Origin of the sequence: Pseudomonas citronellolis (assembly GCF_900112375.1) — a bacterium.
Taxonomy (GTDB): domain Bacteria; phylum Pseudomonadota; class Gammaproteobacteria; order Pseudomonadales; family Pseudomonadaceae; genus Pseudomonas; species Pseudomonas citronellolis.
The window spans coordinates 96077-115152 of record NZ_FOLS01000010.1; the positions used below are offsets into that span (position 1 = coordinate 96077).

The 19076-nt window shown below is 63.1% G+C and carries 14 protein-coding genes; all 14 read left to right on the forward strand.

The window, feature by feature from the left end:
* Position 1 precedes the first annotated feature (1 nt).
* The 14 genes from rfbB (at position 2) to BM060_RS11725 (ending at position 19074) form a co-directional block, all read left to right on the forward strand.
* Positions 2–1060 (forward strand): dTDP-glucose 4,6-dehydratase, encoded by a 1059-nt coding sequence (gene rfbB, locus BM060_RS11660; protein WP_074980283.1) that lies wholly within the window; start codon positions 2–4, stop codon positions 1058–1060.
* On the forward strand, positions 1057–1965 hold the full coding sequence (gene rfbD, locus BM060_RS11665; protein WP_074980286.1) for a dTDP-4-dehydrorhamnose reductase: 909 nt from the start codon (positions 1057–1059) through the stop codon (positions 1963–1965). Before rfbB ends, rfbD begins: the two co-directional genes overlap by 4 nt.
* Positions 1962–2843, forward strand: a complete 882-nt coding sequence (rfbA, locus tag BM060_RS11670) for a glucose-1-phosphate thymidylyltransferase RfbA (protein WP_074980288.1) — start codon at positions 1962–1964, stop codon at positions 2841–2843. Before rfbD ends, rfbA begins: the two co-directional genes overlap by 4 nt.
* The gene (gene rfbC, locus BM060_RS11675; protein ID WP_074980290.1) at positions 2843–3400 is read left to right on the forward strand and encodes a dTDP-4-dehydrorhamnose 3,5-epimerase; all 558 of its coding nucleotides are present in this window, start codon (positions 2843–2845) and stop codon (positions 3398–3400) included. The genes rfbA and rfbC overlap by 1 nt, the downstream gene beginning before the upstream one ends.
* On the forward strand, positions 3397–4227 hold the full coding sequence (locus BM060_RS11680) for an ABC transporter permease (protein WP_074980292.1): 831 nt from the start codon (positions 3397–3399) through the stop codon (positions 4225–4227). Before rfbC ends, BM060_RS11680 begins: the two co-directional genes overlap by 4 nt.
* A complete protein-coding gene (locus BM060_RS11685; RefSeq protein ID WP_074980295.1) occupies positions 4217–5572 on the forward strand; it encodes an ABC transporter ATP-binding protein in 1356 nt (451 codons plus the stop codon). The genes BM060_RS11680 and BM060_RS11685 overlap by 11 nt, the downstream gene beginning before the upstream one ends.
* Positions 5559–9746, forward strand: a complete 4188-nt coding sequence (locus tag BM060_RS11690) for a glycosyltransferase (protein ID WP_074980297.1) — start codon at positions 5559–5561, stop codon at positions 9744–9746. The genes BM060_RS11685 and BM060_RS11690 overlap by 14 nt, the downstream gene beginning before the upstream one ends.
* Entirely contained in the window at positions 9746–11560 is a 1815-nt protein-coding gene (locus BM060_RS11695; protein ID WP_083426762.1) for an HAD family hydrolase, read from the forward strand. Before BM060_RS11690 ends, BM060_RS11695 begins: the two co-directional genes overlap by 1 nt.
* Positions 11561–11645: 85 nt before the next feature.
* Entirely contained in the window at positions 11646–12263 is a 618-nt protein-coding gene (gene cysC, locus BM060_RS11700) for an adenylyl-sulfate kinase (RefSeq protein ID WP_074980299.1), read from the forward strand.
* A 59-nt stretch (positions 12264–12322) separates the two neighbouring features.
* Positions 12323–14089, forward strand: coding sequence for a sensor histidine kinase (locus BM060_RS11705; protein WP_135500014.1), 1767 nt, complete (start codon positions 12323–12325; stop codon positions 14087–14089).
* The gene (locus tag BM060_RS11710) at positions 14086–15468 is read left to right on the forward strand and encodes a sigma-54-dependent transcriptional regulator (RefSeq protein ID WP_074980301.1); all 1383 of its coding nucleotides are present in this window, start codon (positions 14086–14088) and stop codon (positions 15466–15468) included. The genes BM060_RS11705 and BM060_RS11710 overlap by 4 nt, the downstream gene beginning before the upstream one ends.
* 131 nt (positions 15469–15599) lie before the next feature.
* Positions 15600–17021, forward strand: coding sequence for a UbiA family prenyltransferase (locus tag BM060_RS11715; protein WP_074980302.1), 1422 nt, complete (start codon positions 15600–15602; stop codon positions 17019–17021).
* Positions 17021–18337 carry an FAD-binding oxidoreductase gene (locus BM060_RS11720; protein WP_074980303.1) on the forward strand — a complete coding sequence of 439 codons (1317 nt, stop codon included), beginning with the start codon at positions 17021–17023 and terminating at the stop codon, positions 18335–18337. The genes BM060_RS11715 and BM060_RS11720 overlap by 1 nt, the downstream gene beginning before the upstream one ends.
* Positions 18334–19074 (forward strand): SDR family oxidoreductase, encoded by a 741-nt coding sequence (locus BM060_RS11725; protein WP_074980304.1) that lies wholly within the window; start codon positions 18334–18336, stop codon positions 19072–19074. The genes BM060_RS11720 and BM060_RS11725 overlap by 4 nt, the downstream gene beginning before the upstream one ends.
* The last annotated feature ends 2 nt before the right edge of the window (positions 19075–19076 follow it).

The following is a 19076-nucleotide window of genomic DNA, read 5'->3' on the forward strand; positions in this document are numbered from 1 at the left end:
AATGACCATTCTCGTCACCGGCAGCGCCGGCTTCATCGGCGCCAACTTCGTTCTCGACTGGCTGGCAGGCAATGACGAAAAGGTCATCAGCCTCGACAAGCTGACCTACGCCGGCAACCGCCAGAACCTGGCCAGCCTGGGCGGCGACGAGCGGCATGTGTTCGTGCACGGCGACATCGGCGATGGCGAACTGGTCTCCCGTCTGCTGGCCGAGCACCAGCCCCGCGCCATACTGAACTTCGCCGCTGAATCCCACGTCGACCGCTCCATCCACGGCCCGGAAGACTTCATCCAGACCAATATCGTCGGCACCTTCCGCCTGCTGGAAGCGGTGCGCGCCTACTGGAATGGCCTTGGCGACGAGCCCAAAGCCGCCTTCCGCTTCCTCCACGTCTCCACCGACGAGGTCTACGGCTCGCTGGGTCCGAATGACCCGGCCTTCCGCGAAAGCAACAAGTACGAACCGAACAGCCCCTACTCGGCCTCCAAGGCCGCGTCCGACCACCTGGTCCGCGCCTACCACCACACCTACGGGCTGCCGGTGCTGACCACCAACTGCTCGAACAACTACGGCCCCTATCACTTCCCCGAGAAGCTGATCCCGCTGGTCATCCACAACGCCCTGGCCGGCAAGCCGCTGCCGGTCTACGGCGACGGCCAGCAGGTCCGCGACTGGTTGTACGTGAAGGATCATTGCGCAGCCATCCGCCGCGTGCTGGAAGCCGGCCAGCTGGGCGAAACCTACAACGTCGGCGGCTGGAACGAGAAAGCCAATATCGACGTGGTCCATACCCTGTGCGACATCCTCGACCAGGAGCAGCCGCGGGCCGACGGACGGAGCTACCGCGAGCAGATCACCTTCGTCAAAGATCGCCCCGGACACGACCGCCGCTACGCCATCGACGCCACCCGCCTCGAACGCGAGCTGGGCTGGAAACCGGCGGAAACCTTCGAGACCGGCATCCGCAAGACCGTGCGCTGGTACCTGGACAACCAGGCCTGGGTGAACAACGTCACCAGCGGCGCATACCGTGAATGGGTAGGTAAGCAGTACGCATGAACAAGATCCTTCTACTCGGCGCCAACGGCCAGGTCGGCTGGGAACTCCAGCGCGCCCTCGCGCCCCTGGCGCAACTGGTGATCTGTGACCGGCAACGGGCCGACCTGAGCGACCTCGCGGGGCTGGCCCGGCTGGTCGCCGAAGAACGTCCCGAGGTGATCGTCAACGCCGGCGCCTACACCGCGGTGGACAAGGCCGAAGGCGACGTCGACGCTGCCCGCCGGATCAATGCCGAGGCTGTCGCGACCCTGGCCCAGGCGGCTCGGGAAATCGATGCCTGGCTGGTGCACTACTCCACCGACTACGTCTTCGACGGCAGCGGCGACACGCCCTTCGAGGAAGACGCCGCCACCGGCCCCCTGGGCGTCTATGGCCAGACCAAGCTGGAAGGCGAGCTCGCCATTCGCGAGAGCGGCTGCCGCCACCTGATCTTCCGCACCAGTTGGGTCTATGCCGCGCGCGGGGCGAACTTCGCCAAGACCATGCTGCGCCTGGCCAAGGAGCGCGACGAACTGCGCGTCATCGCCGATCAGGTGGGCGCACCGACCAGCGCCGAACTGATCGCCGACGTCACCGCCCTGGCGCTGCAGCGCCTGGCCCATGATGCCGGCCTGCGCGAACGCGCCAGGGGCACCTATCACCTGGTGGCCAGCGGCGAGACCAGTTGGCACCGCTATGCCCAATTCGTCATCGGCGAAGCCATCCACCTGGGCGCCGGCCTGCGCGCCACGCCAGAACGCATCGCCCCCATCGCCACCAGCGAATATCCGCTGCCGGCGAAACGCCCGGCCAACTCGCGCCTGGCCAACGACAAGCTGCAACGCACCTTCGGCCTGGTACTGCCCACCTGGGAGTACCATGTCCAACGCATGATCCGGGAACTGGTAGACCAGGGAGCAATATGAAACGCAAAGGCATCATCCTCGCCGGGGGTTCCGGCACCCGCCTGCATCCGGCGACCCTGGCCATCTCCAAGCAGCTGCTGCCGGTCTACGACAAGCCGATGATCTACTACCCGCTCAGCACCCTGATGCTGGCGGGCATCCGCGACATCCTGATCATCTCCACCCCGCAGGACACCCCGCGCTTCGAGCAACTGCTCGGCGACGGCAGCCAGTGGGGCCTGAACCTGCAGTACGCCGTGCAACCGTCCCCGGACGGCCTGGCCCAGGCGTTCCTGATCGGCGAGGAGTTCATCGGCAACGACCTCTGCGCCCTGGTGCTGGGCGACAACATCTACCACGGCCACGACTTCCAGGAACTGCTGGTCAGCGCCATGCAGCGTACCTCCGGCGCCAGCGTGTTCGCCTACCACGTGCATGATCCGGAGCGTTACGGCGTGGTCGAGTTCAATGCCGACGGCAAGGCCATCAGCCTCGAGGAAAAGCCGGCCAAGCCGAAGTCCAGCTACGCGGTGACCGGCCTGTACTTCTACGACAACCAGGTGATCGACATCGCCAAGAACATCAAGCCCTCCGCCCGCGGCGAGCTGGAGATCACCGATGTCAACAAGGCCTACCTGGAAGCCGGCAAGCTTTCCGTGGAAATCATGGGCCGCGGCTACGCCTGGCTGGACACCGGCACCCACGACTCGCTGCTGGAAGCCAGCCACTTCATCGCCACCCTGGAAAACCGCCAGGGCCTGAAGGTCGCCTGCCCGGAAGAGATCGCCTTCCGCCAGAAGTGGATCAGCGCCGAGCAGCTCGAAGCCCTGGCCGCCCCGCTGGCCAAGAATGGCTATGGCCAATACCTGAAACGCCTGCTGGTCGAGACCGTCTACTGATGAAAGCTACCCGTCTTGCAATCCCGGAAGTGGTCCTGATCGAACCCAAGGTCTTCGGCGACGACCGCGGCTTCTTCTTCGAAAGCTTCAACCACCAGCAATTCGAGGAAGCCATCGGCCGCCCGGTGAAGTTCGTCCAGGACAACCATTCGCGCTCCTCGAAGGGCGTGCTGCGCGGCCTGCACTACCAGCTCCAGAATCCCCAGGGGAAACTGGTGCGCGTGGTCAACGGCGAAGTCTTCGACGTCGCCGTGGACATGCGCCGCTCCTCGCCGACATTCGGCAAATGGGTAGGCGCCCTGCTGAGCGCAGAGAACAAGCACCAGCTGTGGGTACCGGAAGGTTTCGCCCATGGCTTCGTGGTGCTGTCGGACTCGGCGGACTTCCTCTACAAGACCACCGACTACTACGCACCGCAGCATGAGCGCTGCCTGGCCTGGAACGATGCCGAGGTGGGCGTGGACTGGATGCTCGAGCGTCTTGCCGGCGTCAGCCCGCAGCTCTCGGCCAAGGATCAGGTCGGCAAGGCACTCTCCGAGGCCGAGTGCTACGCATGAACCCCCACGCAGCGGCTCCGGTTTCCCTGCCGTCTCTACTGCGCAGCCTGTGGGCCCATGGACAGTTGATCGTGCAAATGACCCGCCGCGAAGTGGTGGGTCGCTACAAGGGCTCGGTCATGGGGCTGCTGTGGTCCTTCCTCAATCCGCTGTTCATGCTGGCGGTGTATACCTTCGTGTTCTCGGTGGTATTCAAGGCCCGATGGGGTGGCAGCGAAGATGAAAGCCGTGGCCAGTTCGCCGTCATCCTGTTCGCGGGGATGATCGTGCACGGCCTCTTCGCCGAAGTGCTGAACCGGGCGCCGACGCTGATCCTCGGCAACGTCAACTACGTGAAGAAAGTGGTCTTCCCGCTGGAGATCCTGCCGGTGGTCAGCCTGGCCGCCGCGCTCTTCCACAGCCTGGTGAGCGTCGTCGTACTGCTGGGCGCCAAACTGCTGATTACCGGCACCCTGCAGTGGACATCGGTATTCCTGCCGCTGGTCCTGCTGCCCCTGATGATCTTCACCCTGGGCCTGGCCTGGTTTCTCGCCTCCCTTGGCGTCTACCTGCGCGACGTGGGCCAGACAATCGGAATCCTCACCACCATCATGCTGTTCCTGTCCCCGGTGTTCTTCCCGGTCACCGCGCTGCCGGAAAACCTGCGCCCATTGATGATGGCCAACCCGCTGACCTTCATCATCGAGCAGGCCCGGGATGTGCTGATCTGGGGCCGCCTGCCGGCCTGGCGAGGCCTGGCGCTCTACATGCTGGCATCCAGCCTGACCGCCTGGCTCGGCTATGCCTGGTTCCAGAAGACACGTCGAGGTTTCGCGGATGTCCTCTGACGATGTGGCGATCCGCGTCCGCGGTATCAGCAAGTGCTTCACGACATACGATAAGCCCCATGACCGCCTGAAACAGGCGTTCATACCACGCCTGTACCGCCTGCTGGGCCGCCCCGCGCCCCACTATGGCCGGGAATTCTGGGCGCTGAAGGACATCGACTTCGAAATTGCCCGTGGCGAAACCGTGGGCATCGTCGGCCGTAACGGTTCCGGCAAGTCGACCCTGCTACAGATCATTTGCGGCACCCTGATGCCGACCAGCGGCGAGGTCGAAACCCATGGCCGCATCGCCGCGCTGCTGGAGCTGGGCTCGGGCTTCAACCCCGAATTCAGCGGGCGCGAGAACGTCTACCTGAACGCCTCGGTCCTTGGTCTGAGCCGCCAGGAAGTGGACGAGCGTTTCGACAGCATCCTGGCCTTCGCCGACATCGGCGACTTCATCGACCAGCCGGTGAAGAACTACTCCAGCGGCATGGCCCTGCGCCTGGCCTTTGCGGTGCAGGCGCAAGTCGACCCGGACATCATGATCGTCGACGAGGCCCTGGCGGTCGGGGATGCGCGCTTCCAGGCGAAATGCTTCGAACGCCTGCGCCAATTGAAGGAGAACGGCACCAGCATCCTGCTGGTCACCCACTCCAGCGAGCAGGTGGTCACCCACTGCTCGCGCGCCATCCTCCTGGACTCGCATCAGGTACGGATGATCGGCGAGCCACGGCCGGTGATGAACCGTTACATGGACTTGTTGTTCGGGCGAGAAAAGCGCGAGGACACACAGGTAAACGAGCCCGCTACCCCATCGTCCTCCAAGCGATTGAGCGCATCTCTTCTCAGCCGGGAGGAGGATCTTTATTCAACCCGTGCGCACTACAATCCGAACGAATATCGCTGGGGAGATGGAGCTGCAACTATTCTGGACTTCAACCTGCGAGCCAATGGCCTGGAATTTTCTCACAGTGCCACCTCCGGCAGCAGGATCACGCTGGATGTAGCAATCCGCTTCAACCAACTGGTGGTCAACCCCATACTGGGCTTCAACGTCAAGACCAAAGAAGGTGTGACGTTGTCCGGCAGTAATTCCTATCTGCTTGAATGCGCCGCTTTCCAGTCCTCCGGGCAACAAGGCAGCGTGGTAACTGCGCGTCTTGAGTTCGAGAATCGACTGGCATGCGGAGACTACTTCCTATCGCTAGGCGTGGCATCACGCCAAGGACAGGACATAGTGCCGCATGATCGTCGCTACGACTCCATTCATCTGGTGGTAGCTCCGACCGATACTATTTCCGGTCTGGTGGACCTGGGGCTCACCATGGAAATTGATCAGGTAACCGTTGATGTTCCAACTTGAAAGCCAAGGCTACATTTTTGTCGAAGCCCAGAGATACTGGGCCCGCCCTGAATATTCGGGAATAGCCTATAGCGATGGTGATTTCGCCGAAAATCGCCTGGGACGCATCATTAGCGAGGCATCCGATCTTTCAGTACTGTCCAGCGAACTACGCCGACAGTGCCAGGACTGGCAAACGCTCTACCACCTCAGTTCCCAACGCGCCAATGTTCTCCGCCCCTTCGAGCACCTGCTGCAAGGCAAGGTTCTGGAGATAGGCGCAGGTTGCGGTGCCATCAGCCGTTACCTTGGTGAGTCCGGCGGCCAGATCCTGTCCCTGGAGGGCAGCCCCCGCCGCGCCGCCATTGCCGCCAGCCGTACGCGTGACCTCGAGAACGTCACCGTTCTGACGGAGCGCTTCGACGATTTCCGTACCGATGAGCGCTTCGACGCCATCACGGTGATCGGTGTTCTCGAATACGCGAACATGTTCAGCGATGGCGAGCATCCGGCGCTGAATATGCTCGAAAGAGTCAGGGAACTGCTGAAGCCCGATGGTCATCTCTTCATCGCCATCGAGAACCAGTTGGGTCTGAAGTACTTCGCTGGAGCCCCGGAGGACCATCTAGGGCAGGCGATGTACGGAATCGAAGGGCGCTACCAGCAAGGTCAACCGCAAACCTATGGCCGCCATGCGCTGGAAGCACTGGTTCGCAAGTCCGGGTTCAACAGCGTCGAACTCCTCGCGGCCTTCCCCGACTACAAGCTTCCCAAATCGATCGTGACAGCGAAGGGTTGCAGCTCGATGGACTTCGACGCTGCGGCACTCGCCTGGCAAAGTGTCCAGAACGACCCGCAGTTGCCCCGTGAAACCCATTTCAAACTTGGTAATGCCTGGCCTGTCATTTTCGAGAACAGGCTTTCTCTTGACCTGGCCAACTCATTCATCGTGGTTGCCTCAAGAGACACGACAGCAAGTGTTCCAGAACAGGTTCTGGCCTACCACTACAGCACTGAACGCGCACGGCCATTCTGCAAAGAAACGCGCTTCGAAGAACCGGTGCCGGGGAAAGTCGACGTCATATGCCGTCGACTGTCATCTGAAGTAGCTGCCGCCGACACAGTTAGCCTGAACCTGCAGCCAAACGCCGACTACAGCAAGGGCCAGGTTCTCTCTCTGGCCTTCCTGAAATGCCTGACCACGCCGGGCTGGCGCATCAACGAACTCGCGGAATTGATCAAGGCCCATGCGCGTCTGCTTGCCGCCCTAGCATTCGGATCTGTCGATCACTCGTCGCCACTGACGAGCCGCAGTCTACTTCCCGGCGAACTCTTCGATGCCATACCGCAGAACGTCATTTGTACCAGTGATGGTATGCAGCTATTCGACAAGGAGTGGTCCGTTGCTCACGATATCGAGCTTGGCTACGTCATATTCCGCGGTCTGCTGCTCATGCTTCATCAGGCGGGTAGCATCTATCCTCCAGAAGATGACCCTGAGGTATCCAGAAAGGCCTTCATAGAGCATGTCATGGCCGCAGCGGAGCTCCCCGTGAACTCGGCTGATCTTGAACGCTACATTGCTCAGGAAGCAGATATCCAGCAAACCATCACAGGCCTCGACAAAGGTCAGTTGATGAACTGGCAGCCTGACGTTCCATTATCTCCAGCGCCATTGAAGAAAAGAGCAAATGCCACTCTTTACTTCACCGAGAATGGGGAGTTCTCCGAAGCGAAGTCCTTGCACAAGGAACTCCAGGCCGGGCGACAGGAAGTAGAGTTCGAACTGAACAGATCTCTCGGCCAAATATCCAGACTCCGCTGCGATCCTATTGATCAACCGCATTGGCTCATTCTCCATGACCTGGTAGTGCATGATGCTCAAAGCCAGGAGCTGTGGAGATACTCTGTTGATTCGCAGCAGGCCACTCATATAGGCATAACTGATGTTCTGAACAACAGTACATTGCTTCGCGCCAGCGATAACGATCCACAAGTAATATTGCCAGCGATACCGGAACAAGGACAGCTTAGGGTTCAGCTGGATATCGAATTGCTGAGCGAGGCACGCGCCTGCCAACTTATTCAGCAGTCGAACCAGGAGCGTAAACAGCAAAGCCAGGAGTTGCAGAATGCTTTGCACGACAGCAGGCAGCATGCTGAAGCGTTGCAACAGCGCTTGGTCGAGAAAGACCACCTGACCCACGCGCTGAACCAAAGCATCAACGAAATCCGCAATTCCACCAGTTGGCGCCTCACCCGCCCGCTCCGCCTGGCCGGGCGCTTGTCCCGCAGGGCACTGAACGCCGCGCGGGCGGCACGACACCTGGCTCGCCAACACGGCTGGCGCAAGTTGCTGGAGCGAGGCCTCCAGGTGCTGCGTCGGGAGGGTCTGTGCGGGGTCGTCGCGCGTGCGCGCCAGCATCGCCGGCTGCAGCTGCAGCTGCAACAGCCACTGCCGGCTACCAACCTGCTGAAGGTCGTACCCACAATCCTGGGCAGGGATGCGGCAGGACGTTACCAACTGGCCAAGACCGGTGGTTATTGCTACATCCCCCCCGCTCGACCGGATGATCTGGAAACCCGCATCGAATCCATCAGCAGCCGCCCGTACTTCTCGATAGTGGTGCCGGTATACAACACCCCGCTGGACCTGCTGGACAAGCTGCTGGCTTCGGTGCGCAATCAGTGGTATCCGCACTGGCAATTGATCCTGGCGGACGACAAGAGTCCCGCCGAGGACATTCAGGTTGCCCTCGCGAGCATCGACGACCCACGCATCAAGGTGCTGCGCCTGGAAAAGAACCAGGGCATCTCCGGTGCCACCAACGTGGCCATCGAGGCGGCCGACGGCGATTTCATCGTGTTCCTCGACCACGACGACGAGCTGACCGCCGACTGCCTCTACGAAATGGCGCTGTGCATCGAACGCGACGCACCCGACTTCATCTACAGCGACGAGGACAAGCTGGCCGAGGATGGCAGCTACACCCAGCCGCACTTCAAGCCGGACTGGTCGCCGGACACGATGATGAGCACCATGTTCACCTGCCACGCCTCCTGCGTGCGCAAGAGCCTGCTGGAAAAGACCGGGTTGCTGCGCAGCCAGTTCGATGGCTGCCAGGACTGGGACTTCGTGCTGCGGGTCGCCGAACATACCCGGCGGATCAGCCACATCCCGAAGGTGCTCTATCACTGGCGGATCATCCCCGCCTCGGTGGCCTCGGACATCGCCGCCAAACCCTACGTCCTCGAAGCCTCGCGCCAGGTACGCCTGGATGCGCTGCGCCGCCGCGGCCTGGCCGGCGACGTGGAGCCCGTCACCCAGGTGCCCGGCTACTTCCGGGTCAACTATCACCTGCAGGGAACGCCGCGGATCTCGATCATCATTCCCAGCCGCGACAATTCCGAAGTGCTGCGCCGCTGCCTGGACTCGATCCGCAGCCAGACGACCTATGCCAACCACGAAATCATTCTTCTGGACAATGGCTCGGTGCAACCCGAGACACTGGCCTACCTGGAAACCCAGAAGAAGCAGGAAGGCACCCAGGTCATCCGCCACGACGCTCCCTTCAATTTCTCCGAGCTGAACAACCTGGGCGTTCGGCACTCCCGGGGAGACATCCTGCTGTTCCTCAATGACGACACAGAAGTGCTCTGTCCGGACTGGCTCGAGCGCATGGGTGGATATGCCCAGCTGCCACATGTCGCAGCCGTTGGTGCGAAGCTGTTGTACCCCGGCAACAAGGGCATACAGCACGCCGGGGTGCTGAACCTGGCCAATGGCCCCGTGCATGCCTTCCTGCATCATGACAGCGAGGCACCAGCCTATTTCATGCGCAACCTGCTCGAATACAACTGGATGGCGGTCACCGGCGCCTGCCTGATGATGGAACGCAGCAAGTTCGACGCGCTCGGCGGTTTCGACGAGTCGTTCCCCGTGGCCTACAACGATATCGAATTGTGCTTCCGCGGCATCGAGCACGGCTACTTCAATGTGGTCTGCCAGGCCGTCTCGCTGGTCCACCACGAGTCCGTCAGCCGTGGTCTGGACCAGATCGATCCGGCGAAGCTGGCGCGCCTGCAGAACGAACTGGCCCGGCTCTATCAGAAGCATCCGCAGTATTTCCAGTACGACCCCTTCCATAATCCGAATCTGCATCCCAGCGGGCTCAACTTCGAGGTGCCGGCCTGATGCACGCCAACCTGATGCCGTCCTCCCCTGCAGAAGCCACGCGGTCCTATGACCTGAGCGAACTCGAACGCCTGATGGAACAGGCCGAGGCTGTGTCCTTCGATTTCTTCGACACCCTCTTCGTGCGCCCACTGCTCGACCCCGAGGACGCCTTCGAGATCCTGGCGCAACGCCACACCATGCCGGACTTCCGCAGTCGCCGGCAGGCGGCCCAGGCAGGAGCCTTCCGCAACATGCTCGCCGCAGGCCGCAAGGAAATCACCTTGCAGGACATTTACGCCTGCTTCGAGGGCGACCGGGCCCAGGCGATGATGCGCGCGGAATACGAACTGGAACTGGAGCTGATCGAGCCCAACCCGGACCTGTTCCCGCTGTTCCAGCGCCTGGTGGCTGCCGGCAAGGCCGTCGCGATCACCTCGGACATGTATTTCTCGGCGGACTTCTTCCTCGACGCCCTGCGCCCCTACGGCCTGGAGTCGGTGCCGCTGTTCATTTCGGCCGACTGCAATGCCACCAAACGCGACAGCGGCGAGCTGTTCGACCACGTCGTACGGCATTTCAACCTCCCGGCCAACCGCATCCTGCACATTGGCGACAGCCTGTTGGGCGACGTGACCCGACCGCAGGAGAAGGGCCTGATGGCCTATCACTACCAACCACTGCGCAGCAAGCCCAGGGAGAAAGGTCTTTCCCTAGGCACTTCGATCGGCCATGGCCTGCTGCACACCCAGGGCCGGACCATCGACGCGGACAGCTATGAAGAACTGGGCTTCCTGTATGGTGGCCCGGCAACCGTCGGCTTCCTCCAGTGGATCAGCGAGCAGGCACGCCGTGACCGGATCGATCACGTTCTGTTCCTGTCGCGTGACGGATTCGCCCTCGAACGCGTTGCGCGGCTGCGCCCGGAGCTGGCGCTGCCACGCAACGATTACTTCTATGGCTCGCGGATAGCCTTCACCCTCGCCGCCATCACCGAGCAGAACTTCACTCACCACCTGCCCTTCCTGCTGTCCGGCAGCGATGGACTCGCCCCCTGCGAACTGCTCGAACGCATTGGCGTAACCGCGCCGGCGGCAGAGGTGATGAACGACCTCGGCCTGGGCAGTGAAACCATCATTTCCCCCGCACTGCAGGAGACCTTGACCCGCTTCCTGTATGCCTATCGATGGGAAATCCTCAAGGTTTGCCAGACGAATCGACGGGCACTGTTCGGTTACCTGCAGCAGATCGGCCTGAAGGCAGGCCAACGCGTGGCACTTGTGGATGTGGGTTGGAGCGGCACGACCCAGGAAGCATTCGAGCAAGCCGTGCACCCGCTGCTGCCGCTGGAAACCCACGGCTACTATTTCTGCCTGGCGGATACACCGGAGCGTCGTCGGCGCGATGGCCAGCAAAGCATGCGGGCCCTGTTCGACGGAACGAACACTGCCCCGGACGTCCTTTCGCGCCTCTACACCAATCGCGTTGCCGTCGAGTTGTTCTTCTCCGCGCCGCATGACTCCGTCATCGGGCTGGTGCCCGGCACGCCGGTGAGCATTCGCAGCGATGCCGGCCGTGATGCCTGCGATGATCTGCAAGGCGTGTCCAACGCCATCTGCGGTGGCATCGAATCGTTCGCCAGATTCTTCTATCCGCTGCAGGAACGCCTGCAGCTCCGCCTGCAACCGCAGGACATCGCCTGGCCAATGGTGGAACTCGCCAGCACGAGCAACTGGGATAACCTGCCGCTGATCAAGCGTCTGAGGAACTTCGATGCCTGGGGTAGCTCGCGCAACCGGACCCTGACCATCACCGACTACCTGAGGGCTCATTGATAGCGGAGAACGCCTCCGCCGTGCTCCAGTCGGCGCCTGCCAGAACAAGAACGAAAAATCGAAGGACCTGCGGAGGGATTGAACAATGGTGTCATTCAGCAAGGCAAACATCGTTTGGCAGCAGGGCAACATATCGCCACAACGACGCCAGCACCTGCTTGGCCAACGTCCCTGTACCCTCTGGCTCACCGGGCTGAGCGGGGCGGGCAAATCGACGCTGGCCTTCGCCCTGGAGCATGCCTTGATCGAACAGGGCCGGCTCTGCTACGTGCTGGACGGTGATAACGTCCGTCACGGGCTGAATCGCAACCTGGGCTTCACGCCTGCCGACCGCGCCGAGAACATCCGGCGCATCGCCGAAGTGGCCCGCCTGATGAACGATGCGGGGCTGATCGTGATCACCGCTTTCATCTCGCCCTACCGCGAAGACCGCGCCATGGCCCGGCAGATCATCGGCGAGCACAGTTTCCAGGAAGTCCACGTGAGTACGCCCCTGGCCGTCTGCGAATCGCGCGATCCAAAAGGCCTGTACCTCAAGGCGCGCAGCGGCGACATCCAGGAGTTCACGGGTATTTCTTCCCCCTATGAACCCCCGGAGGCGCCTGAACTGGTACTCGACACCCATGAGCTGCCGGCCGAGGAATCGCTCTTCCGCCTACTGGAACTGGCGCTGGCGAGCAGCCGCCTGTCCTCCTTCCCCTGAGTGAACCGCAGGTGGCACGCTCTACTCGGCTCCCGCCTCCGGCCCAGTGGCGCTATGCCCTGGCGTTCCTGGTGCTGCTGTGGCCATTGCTTTGGTTGCTCCATCACTTCGCCGAGCGCTACTACAGCGAGCAACTCGCCGAGCAGAACCAGCAGACCCTAGACCTCTACGTCGGCAACCTGCTCGGCACGCTGCGTCGCTACGAGGACCTGCCGCCGATCCTCAGCGAGCTGCCGGCGCTACGGGCCACCCTGCGGCAGACCGAAGACCTGGAAACGAGAGACACAGCAAACACTCGCCTGGCGGAGATCCGCCAACGCACCGGTGCCGACGTCATCTACCTGATGCGCCCCGACGGGCAGACCCAGGCCGCCTCCAACTGGGACCAGCCGGACAGCTTCGTCGGCCGCAACTTCGCCTTCCGCCCTTATTACAAGGACGCGATCCAGGGTAAACCGGCGCGCTTCTTCGGCCTCGGCACCACCTCCAACCGGCGCGGCTACTACTTCGCCAGCGAAGTCCGGGATCCCGACAGATTGCTGGGCGTGCTGGTGGTCAAGCTGGACCTGGAACACATGGAACAGCTCTGGGGCAATACCCCGGAGCAACTGCTGGTCACCGACAGCAATGGCGTGGTCATCCTTTCCTCCAACAGCGCCTGGCGTTTCCATGCCAGCCGTCCGCTGTCGCCAGCCAAGCGGCGTGAGATCGCCGAGAACATTCCCTATCCGGTGCTCGATCCCAAGCCGCTGCGAATCGATGAGAAACGCTGGATCAGCCTCAGCCGCGAACTTCCGGAAACCGGCTGGACGGTGAGCATCTACACGCCGAAGGCGCAGATCGACAGGCCAGTACGCAGCGTGCTGCTGATAGGCGGCGCAACCCTCATGACCCTGCTGCTGTTGCTCGCCCTGCTGAGCATCAGCCGCCGTCACTATCTCGAGCGCATCGCCCTGGAGGCCCAGGCCAAGCGCCAGCTGGAGATGCGCGTACTGGAGCGCACCCAGGAACTGGAAGATGCCAACGCCCGTCTGCAGCAGGAGGTACACGACCGCGAGCAGGCTCAACGCGAGTTGATGCACGCCCAGGACGAAGTGGTCCAGGCCGGCAAACTGACTGCCCTGGGCACTATGTCGGCGAGTATCAGCCACGAGCTCAACCAGCCGCTCGCCGCCATCCGCAGCTACGCCGACAATGCCCGGGTGCTGCTCGACCACCAGCGCCTCGACGACGCCCGCGGCAATCTCGATCAGATCAGCTCGCTGACCGAGCGCATGGCCTCGATCATCGCCCATCTCAAGGCCTATGCCCGCGGTGCGCGGCGTGCGCCGGAGAACGTAGCCCTGCAACCGGCGATCAACGATGCCCTGGCCCTGGTGGCCAGCCGGCGCCAGGCGATGAACGTCGAGTTGCAGCGTGACCTGCCCGACGCGCCGATCTGGGTGCAGGCCGGCGAAACGCGCCTGCGACAGATCCTCGCCAACCTGCTCTCCAACGCACTCGACGCCCTAAGCGAGAAAGCCCCGCCGCGGCGCCTCTGGCTCACGGCCGAGCAGAAGCCGGACGGCATCGTCCTGTACCTGCGCGACAACGGCCCGGGCTTCTCGGAACAAGCCCTGGCCCACGCCCGCGAACCCTTCTTCACCACCAAGACCAGCGCCAAGGGCCTGGGCCTTGGCCTGGCCATCTGCGACACCCTGCTACGCGCCCTCGGCGGCCGCCTGGAACTGGGCAATCACCCCGAGGGCGGCGCTCTCGTACAATTGCACCTGTTGCCGGGAGTCCCCGGCGTGATGCCGACGCCCCAGGAGGAAACCCGCGCATGAGCAGTGCCGCATTCGCCGCCGATACCCAGGTCCTGCTGATCGACGATGACCCCCACCTGCGCCAGGCACTGGGCCAGACCCTCGACCTCGCCGGCTTCCGCGCCACCAGCCTGGGCGATGCCCGGGAACTGGACGCCAGCCTCGCGCGCGACTGGCCAGGCGTGGTGGTGAGCGATATCCGCATGCCTGGCGTCGACGGCCTGCAGTTGCTGGAACAGTTGCATGCCCAGGACCCGGAGTTGCCGGTGATCCTGATCACCGGGCATGGTGACGTGCCCCTGGCGGTCAAGGCCATGCGCGCCGGCGCCTATGACTTCCTCGAGAAGCCCTTCCCCAGCGACGCCCTGCTCGACAGCGTGCGCCGTGCCCTGGAGGTGCGTCGCCTGGTGCTGGAGAACCGCAGCCTGCGCATGGCCCTGGCCGAGCGCAAGGAAGTGAAAGGGCGCCTGGTCGGCCAGTCGGCCGGCATGCAGCGCCTGCAGGAGCAGGTGGCGGCTCTGGCCGGGCTGCAGGCCGACGTGCTGATCCTCGGCGAGACCGGCTCCGGCAAGGAAGTGGTGGCCCGTGCGCTGCACGACCTGTCCAACCGACGCAACGGCCCCTTCGTCGCCATCAACGCCGGCGCCCTGGCCGAGTCGGTGGTGGAAAGCGAGCTGTTCGGCCACGAGCAGGGTGCGTTCACCGGTGCGCAGAAGCGCCGCATCGGCAAATTCGAGTTCGCCAACGGCGGCACCCTGTTCCTCGACGAGATCGAGAGCATGAGCCTGGACGTCCAGGTCAAGCTGCTGCGCCTGCTGCAGGAACGGGTGGTCGAGCGCCTGGGCTCGAACCAGTTGATCCCGCTGGACATCCGCATCATCGCCGCGACCAAGGAAGACCTGCGCCTGGCCGCCGACGACGGACGTTTCCGCGCCGACCTCTATTACCGCCTGAACGTCGCCAGCCTGCGCATTCCGCCGCTGCGCGAGCGTGGTGAAGACATCCTGCTGCTGTTCCAGCACTTCGCCGAGCGCGCCGCGCAACGCCACGGCATTGCGGCCCGCACCCTTTCCCCCGCGCAACGCGCGCAACTGCTGGGGCACAGCTGGCCGGGCAATGTGCGCGAGCTGCAGAACGTCGCCGAACGCTTCGCCCTGGGCCTGGACCTTGGCCTGGACGAATACCAGGCCAACGCCCCCGCCCAGGCGGTCGGTGGCTCGCTGAACGAACAGGTAGAGGCCTTCGAACGCGCGCTGATCGCCGCCGAGATGGCCAACCAGCACAGCTCGCTACGCAGCCTGGCCGAGACGCTGGGTGTGCCGCGCAAGACCCTGCACGACAAGTTGCGCAAGCATGGGCTGCTGTTCAACCAGCCTGAGGGTACGTCAGGAGACGATTGAGAGCCCTCTGTCAGTTATCGGCTTTTTCTACGCCAGCTCAGCAGCTAGTATCCGCGCTTGCAGATTTACAAGAACGTAAAAGCATTTTTGCTCAATGGACTCTTCTCATGGACTTATCGAGGTAGTAGTACGTGTCAGCCCCCTTGGTCGTCGATCTTGATGGCACTCTTATCCACAGCGACCTACTGCTCGAATCCGGCCTGAGCTTTCTCAAGCGCCATCCTCTGAAGGCGTTGTCGCCTCTACGCTGGCTGGCCGGTGGCAAGGCGAACCTGAAAAGCCGCCTGGCCGGCGTAGCGCCAGTGGACGTCTCGGTACTGCCTTACAACAAGGCGGTCATCGAACTGATCCAACGCAAGAAGGAAGAAGGCCATCGCATCGTCCTGGCAACGGCCAGCCATCGTAGCTATGCCGAGCAGATCGCCGAACACCTCGGCCTGTTCGACCAGGTCCTGGCGACCGACGAGCACATCAACCTCTCGGCCCACCGCAAACGTGACGCTTTGGTCGCCGAATTCGGCATGCAGGGCTTTGATTACGCCGGCAACTCCAGTGATGACCTGCCCGTCTGGCAGGCTGCCCGACGCGCCTATGTGGTGAACTCCAGCGGCAAGATCAGCCAGCGCGCTCACAGCCATGGCAACGTCGAGGAAGAGCTCAAGCATGAGGTGCAGGTCGCCCGCACCTGGATCAAAGCCTTGCGCATGCACCAATGGGCGAAGAACGCCCTGATTTTCGTGCCCTTGCTGGCCAGCCATCGCCTGCTGGAAACCCACTTGCTGCTCAATGGGTTGCTGGCATTCCTGTTCTTCGGTCTGTGCGCATCGAGCGTCTACGTGCTGAACGACCTGCTGGACCTGGAGGACGACCGTCACCACGCGAGCAAATTCCGCCGGCCGTTCGCCAGTGGCGCGTTGTCGATCAAGAGCGGCCTGCTCGCGTTCCCGCTACTATTGCTGGCCGGATTCAGCGGCGCCCTGCTGCTGTTGCCGTGGAAATTCAGCCTCGCGCTTCTGGCCTACTACCTGCTGACACTGGCCTACTCCTTCTGGCTGAAACGCCGAATGGCGGTGGATGTGCTGGTCCTGGCGATGCTCTATACCTCGCGCATCATTGCCGGCACCTTTGCTTTCGAGGTGAAGCTGACCTTCTGGATGCTGGCATTCTCGATGTTCATCTTCCTCAGCCTGGCGCTGGTCAAGCGCTACGCCGAGTTGCGCGATGCCCGGATGAAGGGCAAGAACCAGAAGACCCGCGGGCGCGGCTATTACCCCGATGACCTGGAGATGGTTTCCTCGCTGGGAGCCTCGTCGGGCTACCTGTCGGTGATGGTGCTGGCGCTCTACATCCAGGATGGCAGCACGGCGGCGATGTACCACTATCCACAGCTGATCTGGCTGGCCTGCCCGCTGCTGCTCTACTGGATCACCCGGATCTGGATGCTGACCCACCGTGGGCTGATGCACGACGACCCTGTGGTCTTCGCCATCAAGGATCGCACCAGTCTACTCATCGGCGCGTGCTTCGCAGTGATCTTCTGGGTGGCCGCCTGATGGCCCGCCACCTGGCGTCCTGGGGACGCTACCCTTACGCCCCCCAGGAACTGCACCCCTGCGCCTGGCGTGATGAACTGCCGCCGCTATTCCAGCGTCTGGCAGCCAAAGGAACATTGCCCTATGGCAATGGCCGCAGCTACGGCGACAGTTGCCTGGCAGCCAGTGGCGAACTGCTGCAGACACGCCAACTGGACCGGTTGCTGGCAGCCGACTGGGAGCAGGGCCTGGTGCGGGCGGAGGCAGGGGTGACCCTGGCCGAGCTGCTGGCGGTCGCCATCCCCCGCGGCTGGTTCCTGCCGGTCACCCCCGGCACCAAGTTCGTGACCCTCGGTGGCGCGCTAGCCAACGACGTGCACGGCAAGAACCACCACGTCCGCGGGACCTTTGGCCGCCACGTGCGCCGCTTCGCCTTGCTCCGCTCGGACCAGGCCGCCCCGCTGGAATGCAGCACCACGGAAAACCCCGAGCTGTTCCGCGCCAGCATCGGCGGCCTCGGCCTGACCGGCGTCATCGCCTGGGTCGAGTTGCAGCTGATGCCGATCGCCTCCAGCCGCATCGACAGCGTCACCGTGCGCTTCGACTCCCTGGGCGAGTTCTTCAGCCTGTCCGAAGAGTTCGACAAGACCCACGAGTACACCGTGGCCTGGATAGATTGCCTGGCCAGGGGCCACTCCGCCGGGCGCGGCGTGTTTTCGGTGGGTAACCACGCCCGGGAAGGCGCCCGGGAAGTCGATGGACGACCCCGCCTGAGCGTGCCCTTGACGCCGCCGGTCACCCTGATGAACAAGCTCAGCCTGAACCTGTTCAACAACGCCTATTTCCATCTGCACAAGCCTGGGCGACACGCAGCGCAGGGCAGCTATGACCCGTTCTTCTACCCGCTGGACAGTATCCTGCACTGGAATCGCATCTACGGACGCAAGGGTTTCCAGCAGTACCAGTGCGTCATTCCGGAGGCTGCCGCCGAATCCGCCATGGCGGACATACTGGCCAGCATCGCGGCCAGCGGCAGCGGCTCCTTCCTGGCGGTGATGAAGCGCTGCGGCGACGTGCCCTCCCCGGGCCTGATGTCCTTCCCGATGCCGGGGGTGTCCCTGGCCCTGGACTTTCCCCAGCACCAGCGCCTGGAATCGGGGTTGTTCGGTCGCCTCGACCAGATCGTCAGGGCAGCGGGCGGTCGCCTCTACCCCGCGAAGGATGCGCACATGTCCGGTGACGATTTCCGCGCCTTCTATCCCGCCTGGCAGCAAGTCGAAGCACTGCGCGACCCGGCCCTTCTCTCCCTCTTCTGGAAACGCGTGACCCAAGCATGAAGAATATCCTGATCGTCGGCGCCAGTTCCGCCATCGCCACAGCCTGCGCTCGCCAATGGGCCTCCGAGCGTGCCCGTTTCTTCCTGGTGGCGCGCAACGAAGAGAAACTCGGCCAGGTAGCCGACGACCTGCGCGCCCGTGGCGCCAGCGAGGTGCAGACCTACGCCCTGGACATGAACGACCTGCAGGCCCACGAAGCCATGCTGGCCAGCGCCGTAGCCAGCCTGGGCAGCCTCGACATCAGCCTGATCGCCCACGGCACCCTGCCCGACCAGGCGGCCTGCCAGCAGGATGTCGAACTGGCCCTGCGCGAATTCTCCAGCAACGGGCTGAGCGTGATCGCCCTGCTGACGCGCCTGGCCAACCGACTGGAACAGCAACGCAGCGGCAGCATTGCGGTGATCTCCTCGGTCGCCGGCGACCGTGGCCGGCCCTCGAACTATCTCTACGGCACCGCCAAGGCCGCCGTCACCACCTTCTGCGAAGGGCTGCGCGCGCGCCTGTTCAAGGTCGGCGTACACGTACTGACCATCAAGCCCGGCTTCGTCGATACCCCGATGACCCAGGGGCTACCGCTGCCCAAGGCACTGGTGGCGGCTCCGGAGCGGGTGGCTGGCGATATCGTCCGTGCGGTGGAGAAGAAGAAGGACAGTATCTATACCCCGGCGTTCTGGGCGGGGATCATGCTGATCATCAAAAGTATTCCTCGTCCGATTTTCAATCGTATCAATTTATAATA

Bases quoted from the DNA above. Each gene is read 5' to 3' on its own strand.
- rfbB (WP_074980283.1), top strand. From the start codon at position 2: ATGACCATTCTCGTCACCGGCAGCGCCGGCTTCATCGGCGCCAACTTC.
- rfbD (WP_074980286.1), top strand. From the start codon at position 1,057: ATGAACAAGATCCTTCTACTCGGCGCCAACGGCCAGGTCGGCTGGGAA.
- rfbA (WP_074980288.1), top strand. From the start codon at position 1,962: ATGAAACGCAAAGGCATCATCCTCGCCGGGGGTTCCGGCACCCGCCTG.
- rfbC (WP_074980290.1), top strand. From the start codon at position 2,843: ATGAAAGCTACCCGTCTTGCAATCCCGGAAGTGGTCCTGATCGAACCC.
- BM060_RS11680 (WP_074980292.1), top strand. From the start codon at position 3,397: ATGAACCCCCACGCAGCGGCTCCGGTTTCCCTGCCGTCTCTACTGCGC.
- BM060_RS11685 (WP_074980295.1), top strand. From the start codon at position 4,217: ATGTCCTCTGACGATGTGGCGATCCGCGTCCGCGGTATCAGCAAGTGC.
- BM060_RS11690 (WP_074980297.1), top strand. From the start codon at position 5,559: ATGTTCCAACTTGAAAGCCAAGGCTACATTTTTGTCGAAGCCCAGAGA.
- BM060_RS11695 (WP_083426762.1), top strand. From the start codon at position 9,746: ATGCACGCCAACCTGATGCCGTCCTCCCCTGCAGAAGCCACGCGGTCC.
- cysC (WP_074980299.1), top strand. From the start codon at position 11,646: ATGGTGTCATTCAGCAAGGCAAACATCGTTTGGCAGCAGGGCAACATA.
- BM060_RS11710 (WP_074980301.1), top strand. From the start codon at position 14,086: ATGAGCAGTGCCGCATTCGCCGCCGATACCCAGGTCCTGCTGATCGAC.
- BM060_RS11720 (WP_074980303.1), top strand. From the start codon at position 17,021: ATGGCCCGCCACCTGGCGTCCTGGGGACGCTACCCTTACGCCCCCCAG.
- BM060_RS11725 (WP_074980304.1), top strand. From the start codon at position 18,334: ATGAAGAATATCCTGATCGTCGGCGCCAGTTCCGCCATCGCCACAGCC.